Source organism: Candidatus Halocynthiibacter alkanivorans (assembly GCF_003333265.1).
GTDB classification, from domain to species: domain Bacteria; phylum Pseudomonadota; class Alphaproteobacteria; order Rhodobacterales; family Rhodobacteraceae; genus Halocyntiibacter_A; species Halocyntiibacter_A alkanivorans.
The window spans coordinates 1-17658 of record NZ_QOLB01000054.1 but is presented as its reverse complement, the minus strand read 5'-3'; the positions used below and the strand labels follow the sequence as shown (position 1 = coordinate 17658).

Below are 17658 nucleotides of genomic sequence, written 5' to 3'. Positions count from 1 at the left end.
AACCCGCCCCTTCTTCATTTTGCTATGAAAACTCCCGCCGGAGGCGCCTATGGGCGAGGCAGCAAGCGTCCCTGCCTTGGTGGCACAAGGGTTCAGACTTGTTCTTTACCCCCCCGCGGTCTATCCCGCGCGTACATCAAAACACCCCAAAACAAAGGTATCACCACATGATTCCCCGTTATTCCCGCCCCGAGATGGTTGCCATCTGGTCCCCCGAAACCAAATTCCGCATCTGGTATGAAATCGAAGCGCATGCCTGCGAAGCCATGGCCAATATCGGTGTCATCCCGCGTGAAAACGCCGATGCGGTGTGGAAAGTCAAAGACGTGGAATTTGACACCGCGCGTATCGATGAAATCGAAGCGGTGACCCACCACGACGTCATCGCCTTCCTGACCCACCTGGCCGAACATGTCGGCGCCGATGAAGCCCGCTTTGTGCACCAGGGCATGACCAGCTCTGACGTGCTGGACACCTGTTTCAACGTGCAGCTGGTGCGCGCCGCCGACCTTCTGATCGCAGATGTTGACGCCCTGCTGGCAGCGCTGAAACGCCGCGCCATTGAGCACAAAGACACTGTGCGCATCGGCCGCTCCCACGGCATCCACGCCGAACCCACCACTATGGGGCTGACTTTCGCGCGCTTTTACGCCGAAATGGACCGCAACAAACGCCGGCTGATCACCGCGCGGGACGAGATCGCCACTGGCGCGATTTCCGGCGCCGTTGGCACCTTCGCCAATATCGATCCGGCGGTGGAAGAGTATGTCTGTGAACAGCTTGGTCTGAGCCCGGAGCCGATTTCCACCCAGGTGATCCCGCGCGACCGTCACGCGGCGTTTTTTGCCGCGCTCGCTATTGTCGGGGCCTCTATCGAAAACATCTCGACCGAAGTGCGCCACATGCAGCGCACCGAAGTGCTGGAAGCCGAAGAATTCTTCGCCCCGGGCCAGAAAGGCTCCTCGGCGATGCCGCACAAACGCAACCCGGTGCTGACCGAAAACCTCACCGGCCTGGCCCGTCTGGTGCGTATGGCGGTGGTGCCGGCGCTGGAAAACGTCACCATGTGGCACGAGCGCGATATCTCGCACAGTTCGGTGGAGCGCAACATCGGGCCTGACACCACCATCACCCTTGATTTCGCCCTGGCGCGTCTGACATCGGTGGTCGACAAGCTGGTGATCTACCCGGACAACATGCTGGCCAATATGAACAAGTTCCGCGGTCTGGTGATGAGCCAGCGGGTGCTGCTCGCTCTGACGCAGGCCGGTGTGTCGCGCGAAGACAGCTATAAGCTGGTGCAGCGCAACGCGATGAAAGTCTGGGAGCAGGGCAAGGATTTCAAAACCGAACTGCTGGCGGATGCCGATGTTCTGGCGGCGCTTTCCGCCGAGGAAATCGAAGAGAAATTCGACCTTGGCTATCACACCAAACATGTGGACACGATTTTCAAACGGGTCTTTGGCTGACACCGGCACCATTTTGATATTGCATGACAAACGGCTCCCTCCCCGGGGGCCGTTTTTTTATGCCTGCCTCAAATTTGCCCCAAATTGTACGGGAAAACACCACAGAATATGAAGGTGCTGTTAACCAGCACAGGCGATGTTGGGTACAAGACAAGCGCGCCAGGAGAAACCGCCCGTGACTGCATTGCCCAATATCGACATGCCAGCTTTCCCCCCCATGCCATCGCTGCCCTCCCTTGGCGGTGGTTCCGTTGCTGCGATGTCGCGCAAACAGAAGGCGGCCATTATCGTGCGCCTCCTGCAGTCCGAAGGCGACGTGATCCCGTTGCAAAGCCTGCCCGAAGATCACCAGGTCGAACTCACCCGCCAGATGACCACTATGCGTTATATCGACCATGAAACCCTTGCCAGCGTGGTCGAAGAATTCAGCGAAGTGTTGTCCAGCATCGGTCTGTCCTTCCCCAACGGGCTTGAGGGCGCACTGAATGTACTGGATGGCAGCCTCTCTGCCGCCACCTCGTCAAAGATGCGCAAACAGGCCGGGTTTTCGATCACCGGCGATCCCTGGGAACGCATTGCTGAACTTGATGTCGACACCATCCTGCCGGTGCTTGAAAAAGAAAGCCCCGAAATCGCCGCGGTGCTGCTGTCCAAAATCGCCGTGTCCAAAGCCGCTGAAATTCTCGGCCGTCTGCCTGGCGAACGCGCCCGCCGCATTACCTATGCGGTGTCGCTGACCCAGGGTATCGAACCCTATGTGGTGCAGAAAATCGGCATCTCGCTTGCGGCCCAGCTCGACAACCGCCCACCCAAAGCCTTTGAGACCAGCCCGGTGGAACGTGTCGGCGCCATTCTCAATTTTTCCGCCTCCTCCATCCGCGAAGACGTGCTGGAAGGGCTGGAAGAAAGCGATCAGATGTTTGCCGGCGAAGTGCGCAAGGCGATCTTTACCTTTGCCAATATCGCCACAAGGCTCGACGGGCGCGATGTGCCGAAAGTCACCCGCGACGTGGATCCGGCAATGCTGATCACAGCGCTGGCCGCCGCCAGCAGCGGCGAGCCCGGCAAAGCCACCGAATTCATCCTCAGCAACATGTCTCAGCGCATGGCGCAGTCGCTGCGGGAAGAAATCGAAGCCCTCGGAAATGTCAAAGGCCCGGCCGGCGAAGAGGCCCAGAACGCTGTGGTGGCCTCGATCCGCAACCTGGAAGCCGCCGGCGAGATTTTCCTGCTCACCGGCGACGAAGACTGATCCTTCCGCCCCCCGCCACAACGCTGGACAGCACGGCGGTCTGCCCCTAATCCTGTTGCCATGAGCATACGCCCCCAATTCAGCAATCAGACCCGCGGCATCCTGTTGATGATCGCCGCAGTTTTCACTTTCACCGTGATGGACGCCATCGCCAAAGGCTTGTCCCAGCGCCTCGATACAATCCAGGTGGTCTGGGCGCGTTATACCGGCCAGTCAGTGATCGTCACCCTGCTGATACTACCGCGCCTGCGCAGCACCCTGCGCACCCGGTACCCTAAGTTACAGCTGCTGCGCGCCTTGCTTCTGCTCGGCGCCACCAGTTTCTTCTTCTTTGCCATTTCCCGCATCGGCCTTGCCGAAGCCACTGCAATCATGGATATTTCTCCAGTACTGATCACTTTGGGTGCAGCGCTGTTTCTTGGTGAAAAATTCGGACCGCGCCGCGCCTTTGGTGTTGCGGCGGCGTTGATCGGTGCCCTGATCATCATCCGCCCCGGCAGCGGCGTTTTTTCCCCTGCGGCCATACTGCCGCTCGCGGCCGCAGTTTGTTACAGCGGCTACACCCTCGCCACGCGCTTTGTCGGCCCCAATGAAAGCATCTGGACCTCGCTGTTTTACACCGGTGTAATCGGCAGCCTGCTGCTGTCGCTGGTGGTGCCATTTGTCTGGATCACCCCATCGCCGGGCGACGCCGGTCTGCTGCTAGCAGTGGGGCTGGTGGGCGCGCTGGCACAGCTCTTGATGATCCGTGCTCTCTCGCTCGCCGAAGCCAGCCTGCTGGCGCCGTTTACCTATGCCGGGCTGATGTTTGCCACTGTCTGGGGGGCGCTGTTTTATGGCGAATACCCCGATGCTATGACCTGGCTGGGCGGGTTTGTGATCGTTGTGGCCGGGCTTTATGTCTGGTTGCGCGAAACCCGTGACGACCGCCAGGTTCAAGCCGCGGAATGACCGGTCCGACACCAAAAACCGGCCCGGAACCGGAGCGCAGACCCGGCCGCAATTCTGGCCCCAAATCTGGCCGGGTCCCGGCCCTGGCCCACCGGCTGCAGGACCTGTTGTTTCGCGGTTTGCTGGCGCTGATTATGGCGCTGCCCTATGAACGCCGTGTCCCGCTGATGGGCTGGTTGATGGCGCGGCTCATTGCACCGCTGGCCGGGTACAACCGCCGCATCCGCGCCAACGTCGCCCTTGTGCGCCCCGATATGACGGAAGCCGAAATCCGGGCGCTGTGCCGCGCAGTGCCTGACAACCTGGGCCGCACAGTGGCCGAGATTTACTCTGGCCGCGACTTCACCGACCGCATTGCCCGCGTCACGCCCACCGGTCCCGGGCTTGCTGCTCTGGACGCGGCACAGGCAGAAGGCCGGCCGGTGATTCTGGTCTCAGGTCATTTTGGCAATTATGACGCGTTCCGCGCCGCCATGGCCCAACGCGTCGGCGCACTCGGGGCGCTCTACCGGCCAATGAACAACCCGTTTTTTAATGCCCATTATGTCCGCGCCATGTCCGGCATTGCCGAACCGATGTTTGCCCGCGGCCGCCGTGGCCTTGCGCAAATGGTGAAATTCCTGCGCCAGGGTAATGTGGTGGCGCTGCTCTCAGATCAGCATGTGGGCAAAGGCACGCTGCTGGACTTCCTCGGAAAACCCGCGCCCTCGGCTCTTTCCGCGGCGGAAATGGCGCTGAAATACAACGCGGTTCTGATTCCGGTCTATGGCATCCGTCAACCAGACGGGCTCAGCTTCCGGGTCGAACTCGAAAGCCCCATCCCCCATTCCGACCCTGTGACGATGATGCAGGCCGCGTCCGACAGCCTGGCCGCGCAGATTGAAAAACATCCGGAACAATGGCTGTGGGTCCACCGGCGCTGGAAACCGGAACGCCGCGCCGGCAAGTGAAACCGGGCCACAACGGCGCCCGGCACTGTCCGCCAGATGCGAATCTGATGCGGACTGATGCGACGGAAAAATCCCGGCCCGGCAAAGTTCTGCTCTGCCACGGGCCGGGTCCCCCCGTCTCCGAAACGGTCGCGGCTTACATCAACGCGTCTGCAATCACACCGACAGTCAGCGCGCCGATCGGCTGGCCCGACGCAGGATCGACGATTGTCAGCGAAATCTGACCCTGGTATTTGCCAGTGGAGCCATCGACTTCCAGCTCGCTGATATGAACCGCATCGGCGCCGACAGCATAGGTGTCGATATGTTTGGCCTCATCGCCCTGCCAGTAGTCGCCGGTGATTTCTGACACTGCCACATTCAGCCCGCGCGCATCCATCACGATCACCTCGGTCATAGCACCTGCACTGTCGGCGACCTGCCGGCGCAGGAATGCGGACAACGGGTTGTTCAGCACCGGGGTGATCGTGTCAGCAGCATCGGCGGCCGCTTCGCTGCGCCAGGCCTGATCCATGCTGTCAATGTCGCCCTGTGACAGGCCGGCGGTGACCAAATTCTGTGCGTTGATCGCCGCGACCAGCTCGGGGCTGTGTGCCCAGTTCCTGATTTCATCATCCAGAAAAAAGCGCAGCGCCTGGTCAAATTCGCCGGCGGTGGCAGGCAGCGCCATCAAGCCCGCAAAAGCAATGCTGATCAATTTGTTCATGTCGTATCCCCAGTTTGTTACCAATGGCCGCAGTACGGCTGTTACGTGGGTAAAGGCTGAACCGGAATGACTAACGCGGTCTGAACAAAATTTCATATTGCAATTTTATCAGCTAACAGGTTGATTTATCGAAATTAAATTTTCTTGCTAAATGCAAATGCATGCAGTAAGGGCGACTCAGAGGGTACCCCCCTCAACGCAGGATTGCAGCCCCCACAATCATTCCGGGTCCCGGCCTCTGGAGCAGAACAACCATGGATTGTTCGCCGTCCGCCGCGACCTGCAAGCTCAAAGGCGCTTTGCCATCCCAGTCGCGCAACCGTTGCCAGCGGGTGACAATGTTGTTGTAGGTCACCGTCTTGCCGGCGTTTTCACCGCGGGTGATACGGACCACATGCTGCGGCGTGAAACTGACCAGCTGAACCCAGACCTTGCCACCCAGATCGCCAAGCGCCTCGGCGCGGATTTCGATCTTTCCGCCGCGTCGCGTCAGTATAACCCGGGTCAGATCCGGGGTGGCACGGGCTTTGATAATGGCTTCAGCCACTTCCATTTCCCGCATCCCCATCACTTCTTTGCGCCCGTCGATGACCATCTCTGGCGTATAAATCATGTTGCGGCCACGGCTGTAGGCATAGGCTTTCTGGCGTTTGGTAAATTCGGGTTTTGCGAAAATATCTTTCCAGCCGATGTAATCCCAGTAATCCACATGCAGCGCCAGCGGGATCACATCACTGCGTTTGGCCAGTTCCCCCAGCAGAGCATCCGCCGGTGGGCAGGCCGAACAGCCCTGGCTGGTAAACAGCTCGACAACGACCGGTGTATCGCCCGCCATCGCTGCCGAAACAGCGCCCAGCGATACAGCGCCCTGCAACAGCGCCCCGGCGCAAATGCCCGCTACCGCTGTTCGCTTCAGCCGTGTCGCTGTTCGCTGCAATAGACCTGCAAAGCCTGGCCTCATAGTATCGCCTCTCTCTTTTTCTTTATTTCTAACCGTTTCCCTGCTCTCATTCCAATCAAGGTTTTGCGAGATTTCGTCATATTTCCGTCGCGGCACCGCCAATCCCGTTGTTTTGTGTACAATGGCATACAAAAAACCCACAGCCCCCCTTGAATGATTGCCCAAAGCGGCTAAAAGCAGGGCAGCGTAACCCCTGATGACCCAGTAAGGGAGGCCAACCCCATGACCGTTACCGTTGGACACGACACATCCAAGACCCGCAAGACGCTCTCCGTCGGCGGCAAATCCATCGATTATTACTCCATTCCCGCCGCCACCGCCGCCGGATTGGGTGATTTTTCCAAACTTCCCGCCGCGCTGAAAGTGGTGCTGGAAAACATGCTCCGCTTTGAAGACGGCAAAACCGTCTCGGTGGAGGATATCAAAGCCTTTGCAGACTGGGCGACACTCGGCGGCAAGAACCCGCGCGAGATCGCCTATCGCCCGGCCCGCGTGCTGATGCAGGATTTCACCGGCGTTCCTGCCGTGGTTGACCTTGCTGCCATGCGCGACGGCCTGGTTGCCCTCGGTGGCGACCCCGAGAAAATCAACCCGCTCAGCCCGGTTGATCTGGTGATTGACCACTCGGTGATGATCGATGAGTTCGGCAACCCGCGGGCGTTCAAAATGAACGTGGACCGCGAATATGAGCGCAACATCGAACGTTACACCTTCCTGAAATGGGGTCAGTCGGCGTTTAACAACTTCCGCGTTGTGCCTCCGGGCACCGGCATCTGTCACCAGGTGAACCTGGAATACCTGTCGCAGACCGTCTGGACCGACAAAGATCAGAACGGCGTCGAAGTGGCCTATCCGGACACGCTGGTTGGCACCGATTCCCACACCACCATGGTCAACGGCGCTGCTGTTCTGGGTTGGGGCGTTGGTGGTATTGAGGCCGAAGCCGCCATGCTGGGGCAGCCGATCTCGATGCTGATCCCTGAAGTCATCGGCTTTGAGCTGACCGGCGCTATGTCCGAAGGCACCACCGGTACCGATCTGGTGCTGAAAGTGGTCGAACTGCTGCGCGCCAAAGGCGTGGTTGGCAAATTTGTCGAATTCTACGGCGAAGGTCTCGACCGTCTGCCGCTGGCCGACCGGGCAACCATCGCCAACATGGCACCGGAATACGGCGCCACCTGTGGTTTCTTCCCGATCGATGACGAAACCATCCGCTACCTGAACAACACCGGCCGCGACACCGATCGTGTGGCGCTGGTGGAAGCCTATGCCAAGGCCAACGGTTTCTGGCGTGATGCGGATTACGCACCGGTCTACACCGACACGCTGAGCCTGGATATGGGCACCATCGTGCCGGCAATCTCCGGCCCCAAACGGCCGCAGGACTATGTCGCCCTGACCGAAGGCCAGACCGCTTTCCGCCGCGAAATGGAACAGACCTTCAAACGCCCCATGGGCAAAGAAGTCGCTGTCGCCGGCGAAGACTACACCATGGAATCGGGCAAGATCGTGATCGCTTCGATCACCTCCTGCACCAACACCTCCAACCCCTATGTGATGATCGGTGCCGGTCTGGTGGCGCGCAAAGCTGCTGCTCTGGGCCTCAACCGCAAACCCTGGGTGAAAACCTCGCTCGCGCCGGGTTCTCAGGTTGTGTCCGCCTATCTCGAAGCGGCAGATCTGCAAAAAGACCTCGACGCCCTCGGCTTCAACCTGGTGGGCTACGGCTGTACCACCTGTATCGGCAACTCCGGCCCGATCCAGAAAGAACTGTCCGACGCCATCTCTGAGGGTGACCTGGTTGCGACCTCCGTGCTCTCGGGCAACCGCAACTTTGAAGGCCGCATCAGCCCCGACGTGCGCGCCAACTACCTGGCCTCGCCGCCGCTGGTTGTCGCTTATGCAATCGCCGGCACGCTCGACATCGACCTGAGCAAAGACGCGCTGGGTCAGGACCAGGACGGCAATGACGTGTTCCTGAAAGACATCTGGCCCACCAGCCAGGAAGTCGCAGAAACCGTCGAAGCCACCGTCACCCGCGAAGCCTTCCTTGAGAAATACGCCGATGTGTTCAAAGGCGACGAAAAATGGCAGGCGGTGGAAACCACCGACGCGCAGACCTATGACTGGCCCCCCCAGTCCACCTATGTGCAGAACCCGCCTTACTTCCAGGGCATGAGCAAAGACGCCGGTGTGATTTCTGACGTAAAGGACGCCAAAGTTCTGGCGGTTCTTGGCGACATGATCACCACCGACCACATTTCTCCTGCCGGTGGTTTCGCCCAAAGCACCCCGGCCGGCCAATATCTGCTGGACCGCCAGGTGCCTGTGCGCGAATTCAACTCCTACGGCTCGCGCCGCGGCAACCACGAGATCATGATGCGCGGCACATTCGCCAACATCCGCATCAAGAACGAAATGCTCGCGGGTGTTGAAGGCGGTTATACCAACGGCCCCGATGGCAACCAGACCTCGATCTACGAGGCGGCGATGGCGCATCAGGCCAATGGCACCCCGCTGGTGGTGTTCGGTGGTGAACAGTATGGCGCCGGGTCTTCGCGTGACTGGGCGGCCAAGGGCACTGCGCTTCTGGGCGTCAAAGCGGTGATTGCCGAGAACTTCGAACGTATCCACCGCTCCAACCTGGTTGGTATGGGCGTGATCCCGTTTGAGTTCACCAATGGCGACTCGCGCAAATCTCTGGGCCTGACCGGCGAAGAAACCGTGTCCATCACCGGCCTCGAAGGCGACCTGAAACCACTCTCCAACGTGCCCTGCACCATCACTATGGCCGACGGCACGGTGAAAGAGATCGAACTCAAGTGCCGCATCGATACCGCGGTCGAGATCGAATATATTGAGCACGGCGGTGTGTTGCACTACGTGCTGCGCAACCTGGCCAAGTCATAACAGAAGCGCCAGACCGCTGAGGAATGGGAAAGCCCCGGTCCACGCGACCGGGGCTTTTTATTTGCCGACGCTTTCAAACAGTTTCGCCTTGCATCGCAGACGACTGGGAGCGGAATTTCTTTTGGACCGGCACCGCCGGGCCGCGCCTGACCTTCCCCCGGGAAGGCGCTTCACGCCTGCCCAAGGTCAGACGCCGCCCTTTATCCAGACGCCCGCGCGATGTTCGGTGTCGACCACATGGATTACCGACGCGTCCATTTGATTGGATGACACCAACACCAACAGTTTTGATCCGGCAGACGACGCGCTCCAGCCGCTTTCCTGCCGCCATCTCGCCAGAAACGCATTGTTTCCAATAGTTATCTCGACCCGACACCCGGCGTTAACTATATCTGGTCCAGATAGAGCTATGAAAAATATTATTCGCCATATCCCGATGCCGACGATGCCTGTGTTTGAAATACTGGCCTTCGCCGTGATTATCCTGATCAGCACCCACAGCGGCTGATCCCAACGCTATGCAAAACGAAAAACACCCGCAGGCTGGTCATTAACCACGCTGCGGGTGTTTTGTTTTTTTGGCGGGCCACGTCCGAATATTGTATTGCTCAGCTTTGACCGCAAACACGGTGCCAGACACCGGGCAGCACCTGGACTTTGGGAAGCGTAAAGCGCCATCCCGGTGGGAGTGAAAGCCGTCCCGGAATTGATCCCGGGGATTCGGGTTTGAGCGGGCGGCGCCCTGCGGCCCGGCCCCACCGGACCAACAAGTCTTTCAGCTCAGCACGGCCCAACCGCACCGGGCGCCCGGCTCTGCAGGCAGTGGGTATTGCCGCGACTGCGCTCTTCCGGACCGCTACTGGCGCCGCGCTGGACTGCCCCAGGCGCCGTTACTGCGCGGCGGCGATCGCCGGACGGATGGTCTGTTTCAGCACTTTTTGGGTGATCGGCCCGGTATAGCGCAGCACCACCACACCCTCGCTGTTGATCACAAACGTCTCCGGCAGGCCGATCAGCCCCCAGTCGCGCCCGGTCGCCCCCTCATCCATCCCCAGCGCCGTAAACGGGTTGCTCAGCTCATCCAGAAACGCCAGCGCCGGCGCGGTCTCATCTTTGTAATCGATGCCATAGACCGGCAGCTCAGCGCTCAGCTCAATCAACTGCGCGTGTTCGGCACGACAGGGCAGACACCAGCTGGCCCAGAAGTTCACCAGCTTGACGCCGGGCTGACGCAGGGTCGCGTCGTCAAACTGCGGCAGATCGCCAAGCGCGGTCAGCAGCATCGGCGGCAGCTTTTGCCCCGCCTGCACGCCCTCGTTCTCCTGGCCCGTATGCACCGGTGGCACTGCGGCCGCTTTGTCGCGCATCAGCCCGACCGCCAGCACCGCAGTCAGCCCGGCAAAGACCAGAGGCATCGCCCACAAAACCGGTGAAATTTTTGCCATCCGTCCAGATCCTTTTAGTCGTTTGTTCAGCGTGCCACAGCGGCAACGCGCTCAGGTCCGGCGTCAGACCGTTGACGCAGTGCTGCGCCGGGCCTCTGCTGCCTCAAGCCGCGTTTTCATCTGCCGCGCCCGCCACACCGAGACCAGCACCAGCGCCGCCAGCAGCACAAAAGTCACCCCATAGGCGCTCAGCACTTCAAAACTGTATTTCCCCAGATCAGGCATCGGACATCCTCTCGCGCATTTCAAGCGCCTGCAAGCGCCGGCCCCGGATCGCAGTACGGGTGCGCAGCAACATCAGTGTCACAAACAATAAAACAAAACCCGCGATGGTGAACAGCAACGGGAAGTAAAACACATCATCGACATTTTCCTTCTTGTCCAGCGACAGCGAAGCGCCCTGGTGCAGCCCCTGGTTCCAGAACAACACCGCATAGCGGCTGAGAACGGCAAACACCGAGCCGACAAGACACAGCACCGAAGTCAGATCCGCAGCCGTGTCCGGATTATCGATCGCCGCCCACAAAGCCAGATAGCCCAGATAAAACAGAAACAGGATCAGGAACGAGGTCAGCCGCGGCTCCCATTCCCAGGCCGTGCCCCACATCGGCTGGCCCCAGAGCGCCCCGGTCAGCAGCGCAATCAGCGTCATCACCAACCCGATCAGCGCCGCAGAGCGCGCAGCCAGCGCCGACACATGGTGGCGCCGGATGATCCAGATCAGCGAGGCCACCAGCATCATCACCCAGATATTAATCGCCATCATCGCCGCCGGCACATGCAGGTAGATGATTTTGACCGTGGCCCCCTGGCGGTAATCATCCGGCGTGAAGAAAAACCCCCACACCACACCAATCAGCAGCGTCGCCGCCGCCAGCACTGCCGTCACCGGCACCACCGGCCTGGACCAGGCCATAAATTTCCGCGGATTTGCATATTCCCAGATCGACATAGTCCCGCCTTACGTTTCTTCGCTCTTCATCTCAACTCACATTGGCGCGAGCGCATCAGTTGCGCCACACCCGCAGCTTGCGACCTGGTCCGGAGAGAACCACTTGCTTTGGCCCTTGTCTCCGGCCCCGGGCCGCCGTTCCGGCAGCTGCCACAGCCTCCGCCCCGATACAAACCGGCCTCTCGCGTCACAGCACTGCCGCGCCGCTCTTATCTTCGTCCCCGCGCCGCCACCGGCCCGGCACCTGTCGCCGCCACGGAGTCCGGCAACCTCTTCAGTTTCCGCACTCAGTCGTCAGCCTCAGTCTCCGCCTTGGTCTCCGGCCCGGTGCCGGCCAAGGTATCTGGTCCGACGCCGGATCCGCCAATCGTCCTGTGCGCCACGCTCAGCGCAGATTCATCCGGATCGCCGCCGCCGCCGCAAAAGGCAGCAGCGCCACCGCGCCCAGCGAGATGCCGGCAAGCAGCAGCAAAGGCACCGCGTTCTCAGCCCCCGCAGCGCCGCGCCGCACCGCCTCAGCACCAAAAATCAGCGTCGGCACATAAAGCGGCAACACCAGCAGTGACATCAGCAACCCGCCGCGTTTCAATCCCACCGTCAGAGCCGCACCAAACGTGCCGATCACTGACAGCGCCGGGGTGCCGATCAGCAGTGACAGCACCAGCCAGCCATAGGCGCTGCCCTGCAGCTGCAGCAACACCCCCAGCACCGGCGCTGCAATCACCAGAGGCAAGCCGGTGGTCACCCAATGCGCCAGCGCTTTCATCAGCACCACCGCCTCCATCGGCACCGGTGCCGTGGCCAGCAGATCCAGCGAACCATCCTCAAAATCCAGCGCGAATATCCGGTCCAGCGACAGCAGACAGGCCAGCAGCGCTCCGAGCCACAGAATGCCCGGCGCAATGCGGCCCAAAAGTTCGTTTTCCGGCCCGACGCCAAAAGGCACCAGCACCGAGACAATCAGGAAAAATGCCAGCCCGAGGCCAAAGCCGCCGCCCGCCCGCACCGCCAGCACCAGATCGCGGGTGAACAGCCGGATCACAGAAAGCCCCCGTCAAATTCCACACCAGATCCGCTGTCAAAATCATTGTGCACCGTGCTGCCATTGGCCCGGAACGGCGCCACATCCAGCACGTCACTCTCCAGCCCGAGATCGATGTGGGTGGCAATCACCGCCGCGCCGCCGGACGCCACATGAGCGCGCACCGCCGCGGCAAACAGTGCCACGGACGCGGTATCAAGCGACACGGTCGGCTCGTCCAGTGCCCAGATCGTGCGGCCAGTGACCATCAGCCGCGCCAGACCCAGGCGGCGCTTTTGCCCCGCCGACAGACTGCCGGCCAGCCGTTCACTCAGGCTTTCCAGATTGAACTGCGCCAGCGCTGGGGCAATATCAGCACCGCCATAGACCCCGGCCCAGAAATGCAAGTTCTCGCGCACTGTCAGGGTGACTTTTAAGCCGTCCGCATGGGCGGCATACGCAATGGCGTCATCCGCACAGCGGACCGTGCCCGCGAGCGGCGGTTGCAAGCCGGCAAGCGTGCGCAGCAAAGTGGTCTTGCCCGATCCGTTGGGTCCGCGCAGCACCAGAACCTGCCCTGCTGCCAGGGTGAAACTCAGCCCCTCCAGCACCGGCATGCCGCCCCGGCTCACTGCCAGGTTATCTGCACGTAACATTTCCATAGATCAGCCCTACCCCATCCTCAGCCCCGGTGAAAGCGACAGGTTGCCGCTGGCATAAACCGCCCCAAAAACGGCACCTCAACCAGCGCAGAAGCCACCTCAGACCGGCAACAGCGCCAAAGCCACGCGTCGCCCCTCAGACAGCAGCACATTATAAGTGCGGCAGGCCGAAGGCGAGGACATTGCCTCAATGCCAAACCCGGCGGCCTCCACCGCCTGACGCAGCGCTGCGGGCACATGGGCGATCTCAGCGCCGGCGCCAAAAAACACCACATCCGCCTCTGCGCCCAGAGCCACAACCGGGTCGGTATCTTCAACGCCGCCCCAGGACCGCACCCCACGGGCGGTGACAATCAATGCGCCTTCAAACACCTCACCGCCAATGCGGAAAAACCCGGGACCATAACCTTCGACCGGCCGCGCGCCCTCAAACTGTATCTCTGTAAACTGCATCGCTCATCCTCGTCTCATATCGTGCGCATCACCACATTCGTCACCACAAGCACCGCGCCAGCCAATGCGCCGCAATGCGCGCGATCCTGCGCGCGCGATGCTCCCGGGCCAGGGCCCAGTCCGCGGGCGCTGTATGCGCGCGTTTCCCGTCTGGAACAAGCGTTTCCCGGCGCCCGGGCATCAACCTCAAAGCAACGTGACCTTGCCGAAGCGACCACCGCCGCCGCCGCCGCCGGCAGAACACGACGCGCTCGCGACTGCACATGCCCGATGCCACGCAGCGCCACTTGCAACAATAGCCAGAACAAACTGCCGCTGCCCGCCGCGATGACGCCACATCACCACCAGCGCAACGCTGCCAGAGCGGCTGCCCCGTCGCAGTCACCACAACCACAGCGCAGGCCAAAAGCAAAACAGCCCCGGAATTTCCGGGGCTGTTTTTAAACTCATCAGGTGTCGACATTGGCAAACTGGTTGCCGGCATTGGCGTCCGGTTTGCTCCAGTCGCGCTTCACCCCCAGCCACAGCAGGATATTGGAGGCGACAAAGACCGAAGAATAGGTCCCGATCACCACACCCAGCGTCATCGCAAAGACAAAACCGCGGATCACATCGCCACCCAGCACCAGCAGCGCAATCAGCGCCAGCAGCGTGGTGGTCGAGGTCATCACCGTGCGGCTCAGCGTCTCGTTGATCGACAGGTTCAGCACCCCGCCCAGCTCCATCTTTTTGTATTTGCGCAGGTTCTCACGCACCCGGTCAAACACCACCACCGTGTCATTCAGCGAATAGCCGACGATGGTCAGCAGCGCCGCAATGATCGACAGATCAAACGGAATGCCAAACAGCGCGAATATGCCGATGGTGATCGCGACGTCATGCACCAGCGCCGCCACGGCCCCGAGCGCAAATTGCCATTCAAAGCGCAGCCAGATGTAGAACAGCACCGCGCCGATGGCCGCAACCACTGCCAGCACCGCAGACCAGATCAGCTCGCCCGAGACTTTTGGTCCCACACTTTCCACCGACGGGAAAATGATCGATGGCGCGATGTCCACCAGCGCCGCTTTGATCGCCACCAGGGTTTCGCCGGTCACCGCCTCGTCCCCCTCCTGGGCTTCGATGCGGATTGAGGCCACGTTCTGATCTTCAGCAAAGCTGGGGTCAAACACTTCGGTGATCACCACATCGCCCAGCCCCATCGGCGCCAGCGCGCCGCGGTAAGCCGCCACGTCGACCGGCTCAACCGCCTGGGTGCGGATGGTAGTGCCACCCCGGAAATCGATGCCATAGTTCAGCCCGACCACCGCGAAAATCGCCAGCGAAGCCACCACCGCCAGAACCGAGGCGCCAAAAGTGACACGGCCACGGCGGAAGAAATCCCACCTGGTGACTGTCGGCACCAGCCGCAGACCTTTCAGACTGAAACTGCGCGGACGTTTGCGCGAATACCACATCACCACAAACAGCCGGGTGACAAAGATCGCGGTGAACACCGACGTCATAATACCAAGCGCCAGGGTGATGGCAAAACCACGCACGGGTCCTGCGCCGATCACAAACAGAATTACCGCAGTGATAAAGGTGGTGACATTGGCATCCAGAATCGCCGACAGCGCTTTTTCATACCCAAGCTCAATCGCTCTCGCGACGCCCTTGGCGGTTTTCAGCTCCTCCCGGATGCGCTCAAAGATCAGCACATTGGCATCCACGGCCATACCGATGGTCAGCACGATCCCGGCGATGCCCGGCAGCGTCAGCGTGGCGCCCACCAGAGACAACAGACCAAAGATCAGCCCCACGTTCAGCACCAGCGCGATATTGGCAAACATACCAAACATCCCGTAACACAGCGCCATGAAGACCAGCACTGCGCCAAAAGCCACCATCGTGGCGATCTTACCGGCCTCAATACTGTCCGCCCCAAGCTCAGGGCCGACGGTACGTTCTTCCAGATAAGTCACTTTCGCCGGCAAGGCGCCTGCACGCAGCAACAGCGCCAGGTTGGTGGACTCTTCAATCGAGAAATTGCCGGTGATCTGCCCGGAGCCGCCCCGGATCGAACTTTGAATGGTCGGCGCCGAGATCACTTCATTGTCCAGCACAATGGCAAAGGGCGAACCGACGTTTGCGGCGGTGTAATCGCCGAACTTACGTGCACCGGCCGGGTTAAAGCGGAAGGACACCGCCGGGCGGCCGTTCTGGTCAAACACCGGCTGGCTGTCCACCAACTCGTCACCGGAGACAACGGGAGTCTTCTCCAGAATGTAATAGACACCTTCCTGCTCCACATCGGGCAGGATTTCATTGCGCGCGCCTGGTGCCTGGTTGGCATTGCCGGTGCGCGAAACCACCGGCTGGAACGTCAGCTTGGCGGTCTTGCCGATCAGATCCTTCAGCTCTTCAGCCGAGCCGATACCCGGCACCTGGATCAGAATCCGGTCGGTGCCCTGGCGCTGAATGGTGGGTTCGCGGGTGCCGGCCTCATCGACCCGGCGGCGGATGATCTCCAGCGACAGCGCCATGGTGCGCTCGTCGGTGGCGAGCCGTTCGGCCTCTGACAGGGTGATGAAAATATCGGACCCTTCGCCGCGCACCTCAATGTCGGTCTGGCCCACGCCGGACAGCGAGACCACCGGCGTCGCCAGCTCCCGCACCGCCGCCAATGCATCCGCCAAGCCTTCAGGCCGGCTGATGCGCACCCGCAATACGCCGTCCGCCCCATCCTGACGCCGCACCGTACCGGCCGTCGCCCGCACCTCTTTCAGCGCATCGCGTACTTCCGGCCAATAGGCGTCCATCCGGGCGGAATAGACCTCTTCGACCTGCACTTCGGCCAGCAAATGTGCCCCGCCGCGCAAATCCAGCCCCAGGTTGACCAGCCCGGCTGGCATCCATTCCGGCCAGCCGTCGCGCGCCTGTGCCAGCGCCGGCGTTTCACCACCAAGCGCAATCGCGTCACCAGCATCCTTGTGCTGCTCAACCCGCGTGTAAAATCCGTTCGGTGCCGCCAGAAGCAGGCCAACCGCAACCAGCCCCCAGATGAAGACCCGTTTCCAAAGTGGAATTTGCAGCATCAGCCTGCCTCGCTTTTATCGATTAAGCCGCAGGCTCAGTCTTGGAAATAACACTTGCGATGGTGCTGCGGATCACCCGCACTTTGACACCGTCTGCGATCTCAACTTCCACTTCACCGTCGTCTTTGACTTTGACAACTTTGCCCAGCAGGCCACCGGCGGTCAGGATCTGATCACCGCGGCGCACCGCCTCAATCATCGCCTTGTGTTGTTTGGCTTTTTTCTGCTGTGGACGGATCATGATGAAATACATGATGCCAAACAGCAGCGCCATCATGATGAAGAAGGAAAAATCAGGGCCAGCCGCACCAGCGGTTTGTGCGTAAGCAGGGGTGATAAACATTATGTCGTCCTCTATCGGTAAAATCTGTTCCCGGAGCGCAATGCCCATAGGGTCGGCGGCACCCTAGCCCTGGGCGGCGCGCCTGGCAAGCAAACACCTGATTAGGGCGCTAACATCGCTGTTATGTGGGGGAGTTGAAGCCTAACAATTGCGACAAAAACAGTTTCCGCAGCGGAAGGTTTATTGGCCAGCAAACCCAACAACTCTAAGCAACGACAGAGCAAATCCGGCTCCCACAGAAAATCGCCAAATTTACGTCGCAATCTAAAGTTAATGAACACACATTCAATCAACTTATTGGCGAGAAAACCATGCGTTTCAAAATCCTCATTTTACCACTTTTTATTGCCGCCTGTCAGGGTACGGCGCCACAACAGGGCGTGGGATTTAACAGCTATTCCCCGACCCCGGCCAATCAGGCCCGGGTTGCAACATACCCCTCACAGGCAAACATAGCAGCGCCAACAAAGCCCACAGTTTCCACCGCCCCCCCCGCTTCCCCCGCC

General features: G+C 60.6%; 15 protein-coding genes and 1 pseudogene. 5 read left to right on the top strand and 11 right to left on the bottom strand.

Annotated features, from left to right (window positions below; translation table 11 throughout):
• Window positions 1–167: 167 nt before the first annotated feature.
• The 4 genes from purB (at window position 168) to DWA01_RS04795 (ending at window position 4622) form a co-directional block, all read left to right on the top strand.
• On the top strand, window positions 168–1469 hold the full coding sequence (gene purB, locus DWA01_RS04810; RefSeq protein ID WP_114284644.1) for an adenylosuccinate lyase: 1302 nt from the start codon (window positions 168–170) through the stop codon (window positions 1467–1469).
• 175 nt (window positions 1470–1644) lie between these two features.
• On the top strand, window positions 1645–2721 hold the full coding sequence (locus DWA01_RS04805) for a flagellar motor switch protein FliG (RefSeq protein ID WP_336469995.1): 1077 nt from the start codon (window positions 1645–1647) through the stop codon (window positions 2719–2721).
• Window positions 2722–2781: 60 nt separating this feature from the next.
• Window positions 2782–3672 carry a DMT family transporter gene (locus DWA01_RS04800; RefSeq protein ID WP_200832502.1) on the top strand — a complete coding sequence of 297 codons (891 nt, stop codon included), beginning with the start codon at window positions 2782–2784 and terminating at the stop codon, window positions 3670–3672.
• Window positions 3669–4622 carry a lysophospholipid acyltransferase family protein gene (locus DWA01_RS04795; protein WP_114284640.1) on the top strand — a complete coding sequence of 318 codons (954 nt, stop codon included), beginning with the start codon at window positions 3669–3671 and terminating at the stop codon, window positions 4620–4622. Before DWA01_RS04800 ends, DWA01_RS04795 begins: the two co-directional genes overlap by 4 nt.
• A 136-nt stretch (window positions 4623–4758) precedes the next feature.
• Here the strand turns inward: DWA01_RS04795 and DWA01_RS04790 are convergent, their stop codons facing one another.
• Both DWA01_RS04790 and DWA01_RS04785 read right to left on the bottom strand, forming a co-directional pair.
• Complete coding sequence (locus tag DWA01_RS04790) at window positions 4759–5328, bottom strand: hypothetical protein (RefSeq protein WP_114284638.1); 570 nt, start codon at window positions 5326–5328, stop codon at window positions 4759–4761.
• 193 nt (window positions 5329–5521) lie between these two features.
• On the bottom strand, window positions 5522–6289 hold the full coding sequence (locus DWA01_RS04785) for a DUF1223 domain-containing protein (RefSeq protein ID WP_235008420.1): 768 nt from the start codon (window positions 6287–6289) through the stop codon (window positions 5522–5524).
• Between the two features lie 222 nt (window positions 6290–6511).
• Here DWA01_RS04785 and acnA point away from each other — a divergent pair, with 222 nt between their 5' ends.
• Entirely contained in the window at window positions 6512–9199 is a 2688-nt protein-coding gene (gene acnA, locus DWA01_RS04780; RefSeq protein WP_114284636.1) for an aconitate hydratase AcnA, read from the top strand.
• 890 nt (window positions 9200–10089) lie between these two features.
• Here the strand turns inward: acnA and DWA01_RS04775 are convergent.
• The 9 genes and pseudogenes from DWA01_RS04775 to yajC all read right to left on the bottom strand — a co-directional run bounded on the left by DWA01_RS04775 (window position 10090) and on the right by yajC (window position 17152).
• Window positions 10090–10644 carry a DsbE family thiol:disulfide interchange protein gene (locus tag DWA01_RS04775; protein ID WP_114284634.1) on the bottom strand — a complete coding sequence of 185 codons (555 nt, stop codon included), beginning with the start codon at window positions 10642–10644 and terminating at the stop codon, window positions 10090–10092.
• A gap of 63 nt (window positions 10645–10707) precedes the next feature.
• The gene (ccmD, locus tag DWA01_RS04770) at window positions 10708–10869 is read right to left on the bottom strand and encodes a heme exporter protein CcmD (RefSeq protein WP_114284632.1); all 162 of its coding nucleotides are present in this window, start codon (window positions 10867–10869) and stop codon (window positions 10708–10710) included.
• On the bottom strand, window positions 10862–11596 hold the full coding sequence (locus DWA01_RS04765) for a heme ABC transporter permease (RefSeq protein WP_114284630.1): 735 nt from the start codon (window positions 11594–11596) through the stop codon (window positions 10862–10864). The genes ccmD and DWA01_RS04765 overlap by 8 nt, the downstream gene beginning before the upstream one ends.
• 385 nt (window positions 11597–11981) lie before the next feature.
• Window positions 11982–12638: a heme exporter protein CcmB gene (ccmB, locus tag DWA01_RS04760; RefSeq protein ID WP_114284629.1), complete on the bottom strand. Its 657-nt coding sequence runs from the start codon at window positions 12636–12638 to the stop codon at window positions 11982–11984.
• Window positions 12635–13279: a heme ABC exporter ATP-binding protein CcmA gene (ccmA, locus tag DWA01_RS04755; protein WP_114284627.1), complete on the bottom strand. Its 645-nt coding sequence runs from the start codon at window positions 13277–13279 to the stop codon at window positions 12635–12637. Before ccmA ends, ccmB begins: the two co-directional genes overlap by 4 nt.
• A gap of 99 nt (window positions 13280–13378) precedes the next feature.
• The gene (locus DWA01_RS04750) at window positions 13379–13732 is read right to left on the bottom strand and encodes an Mth938-like domain-containing protein (RefSeq protein ID WP_114284625.1); all 354 of its coding nucleotides are present in this window, start codon (window positions 13730–13732) and stop codon (window positions 13379–13381) included.
• 449 nt (window positions 13733–14181) lie between these two features.
• Window positions 14182–16575 (bottom strand): protein translocase subunit SecD, encoded by a 2394-nt coding sequence (gene secD / locus DWA01_RS04745; RefSeq protein ID WP_419186982.1) that lies wholly within the window; start codon window positions 16573–16575, stop codon window positions 14182–14184.
• A gap of 6 nt (window positions 16576–16581) precedes the next feature.
• Window positions 16582–16626, bottom strand: a pseudogene (locus DWA01_RS24015) (hypothetical protein); the annotation flags it as partial.
• A 205-nt stretch (window positions 16627–16831) separates the two neighbouring features.
• On the bottom strand, window positions 16832–17152 hold the full coding sequence (gene yajC, locus DWA01_RS04740; RefSeq protein ID WP_114284646.1) for a preprotein translocase subunit YajC: 321 nt from the start codon (window positions 17150–17152) through the stop codon (window positions 16832–16834).
• Between the last annotated feature and the right edge of the window lie 506 nt (window positions 17153–17658).

Coding starts and splice junctions, on each gene's coding strand:
- purB (WP_114284644.1), top strand. CDS start 168: ATGATTCCCCGTTATTCCCGCCCCGAGATGGTTGCCATCTGGTCCCCC.
- DWA01_RS04800 (WP_200832502.1), top strand. CDS start 2,782: ATGAGCATACGCCCCCAATTCAGCAATCAGACCCGCGGCATCCTGTTG.
- DWA01_RS04795 (WP_114284640.1), top strand. CDS start 3,669: ATGACCGGTCCGACACCAAAAACCGGCCCGGAACCGGAGCGCAGACCC.
- DWA01_RS04790 (WP_114284638.1), bottom strand. CDS start 5,328: ATGAACAAATTGATCAGCATTGCTTTTGCGGGCTTGATGGCGCTGCCT.
- DWA01_RS04785 (WP_235008420.1), bottom strand. CDS start 6,289: ATGAGGCCAGGCTTTGCAGGTCTATTGCAGCGAACAGCGACACGGCTG.
- acnA (WP_114284636.1), top strand. CDS start 6,512: ATGACCGTTACCGTTGGACACGACACATCCAAGACCCGCAAGACGCTC.
- DWA01_RS04775 (WP_114284634.1), bottom strand. CDS start 10,644: ATGGCAAAAATTTCACCGGTTTTGTGGGCGATGCCTCTGGTCTTTGCC.
- ccmD (WP_114284632.1), bottom strand. CDS start 10,869: ATGCCTGATCTGGGGAAATACAGTTTTGAAGTGCTGAGCGCCTATGGG.
- DWA01_RS04765 (WP_114284630.1), bottom strand. CDS start 11,596: ATGTCGATCTGGGAATATGCAAATCCGCGGAAATTTATGGCCTGGTCC.
- ccmA (WP_114284627.1), bottom strand. CDS start 13,279: ATGGAAATGTTACGTGCAGATAACCTGGCAGTGAGCCGGGGCGGCATG.
- DWA01_RS04750 (WP_114284625.1), bottom strand. CDS start 13,732: ATGCAGTTTACAGAGATACAGTTTGAGGGCGCGCGGCCGGTCGAAGGT.
- yajC (WP_114284646.1), bottom strand. CDS start 17,152: ATGTTTATCACCCCTGCTTACGCACAAACCGCTGGTGCGGCTGGCCCT.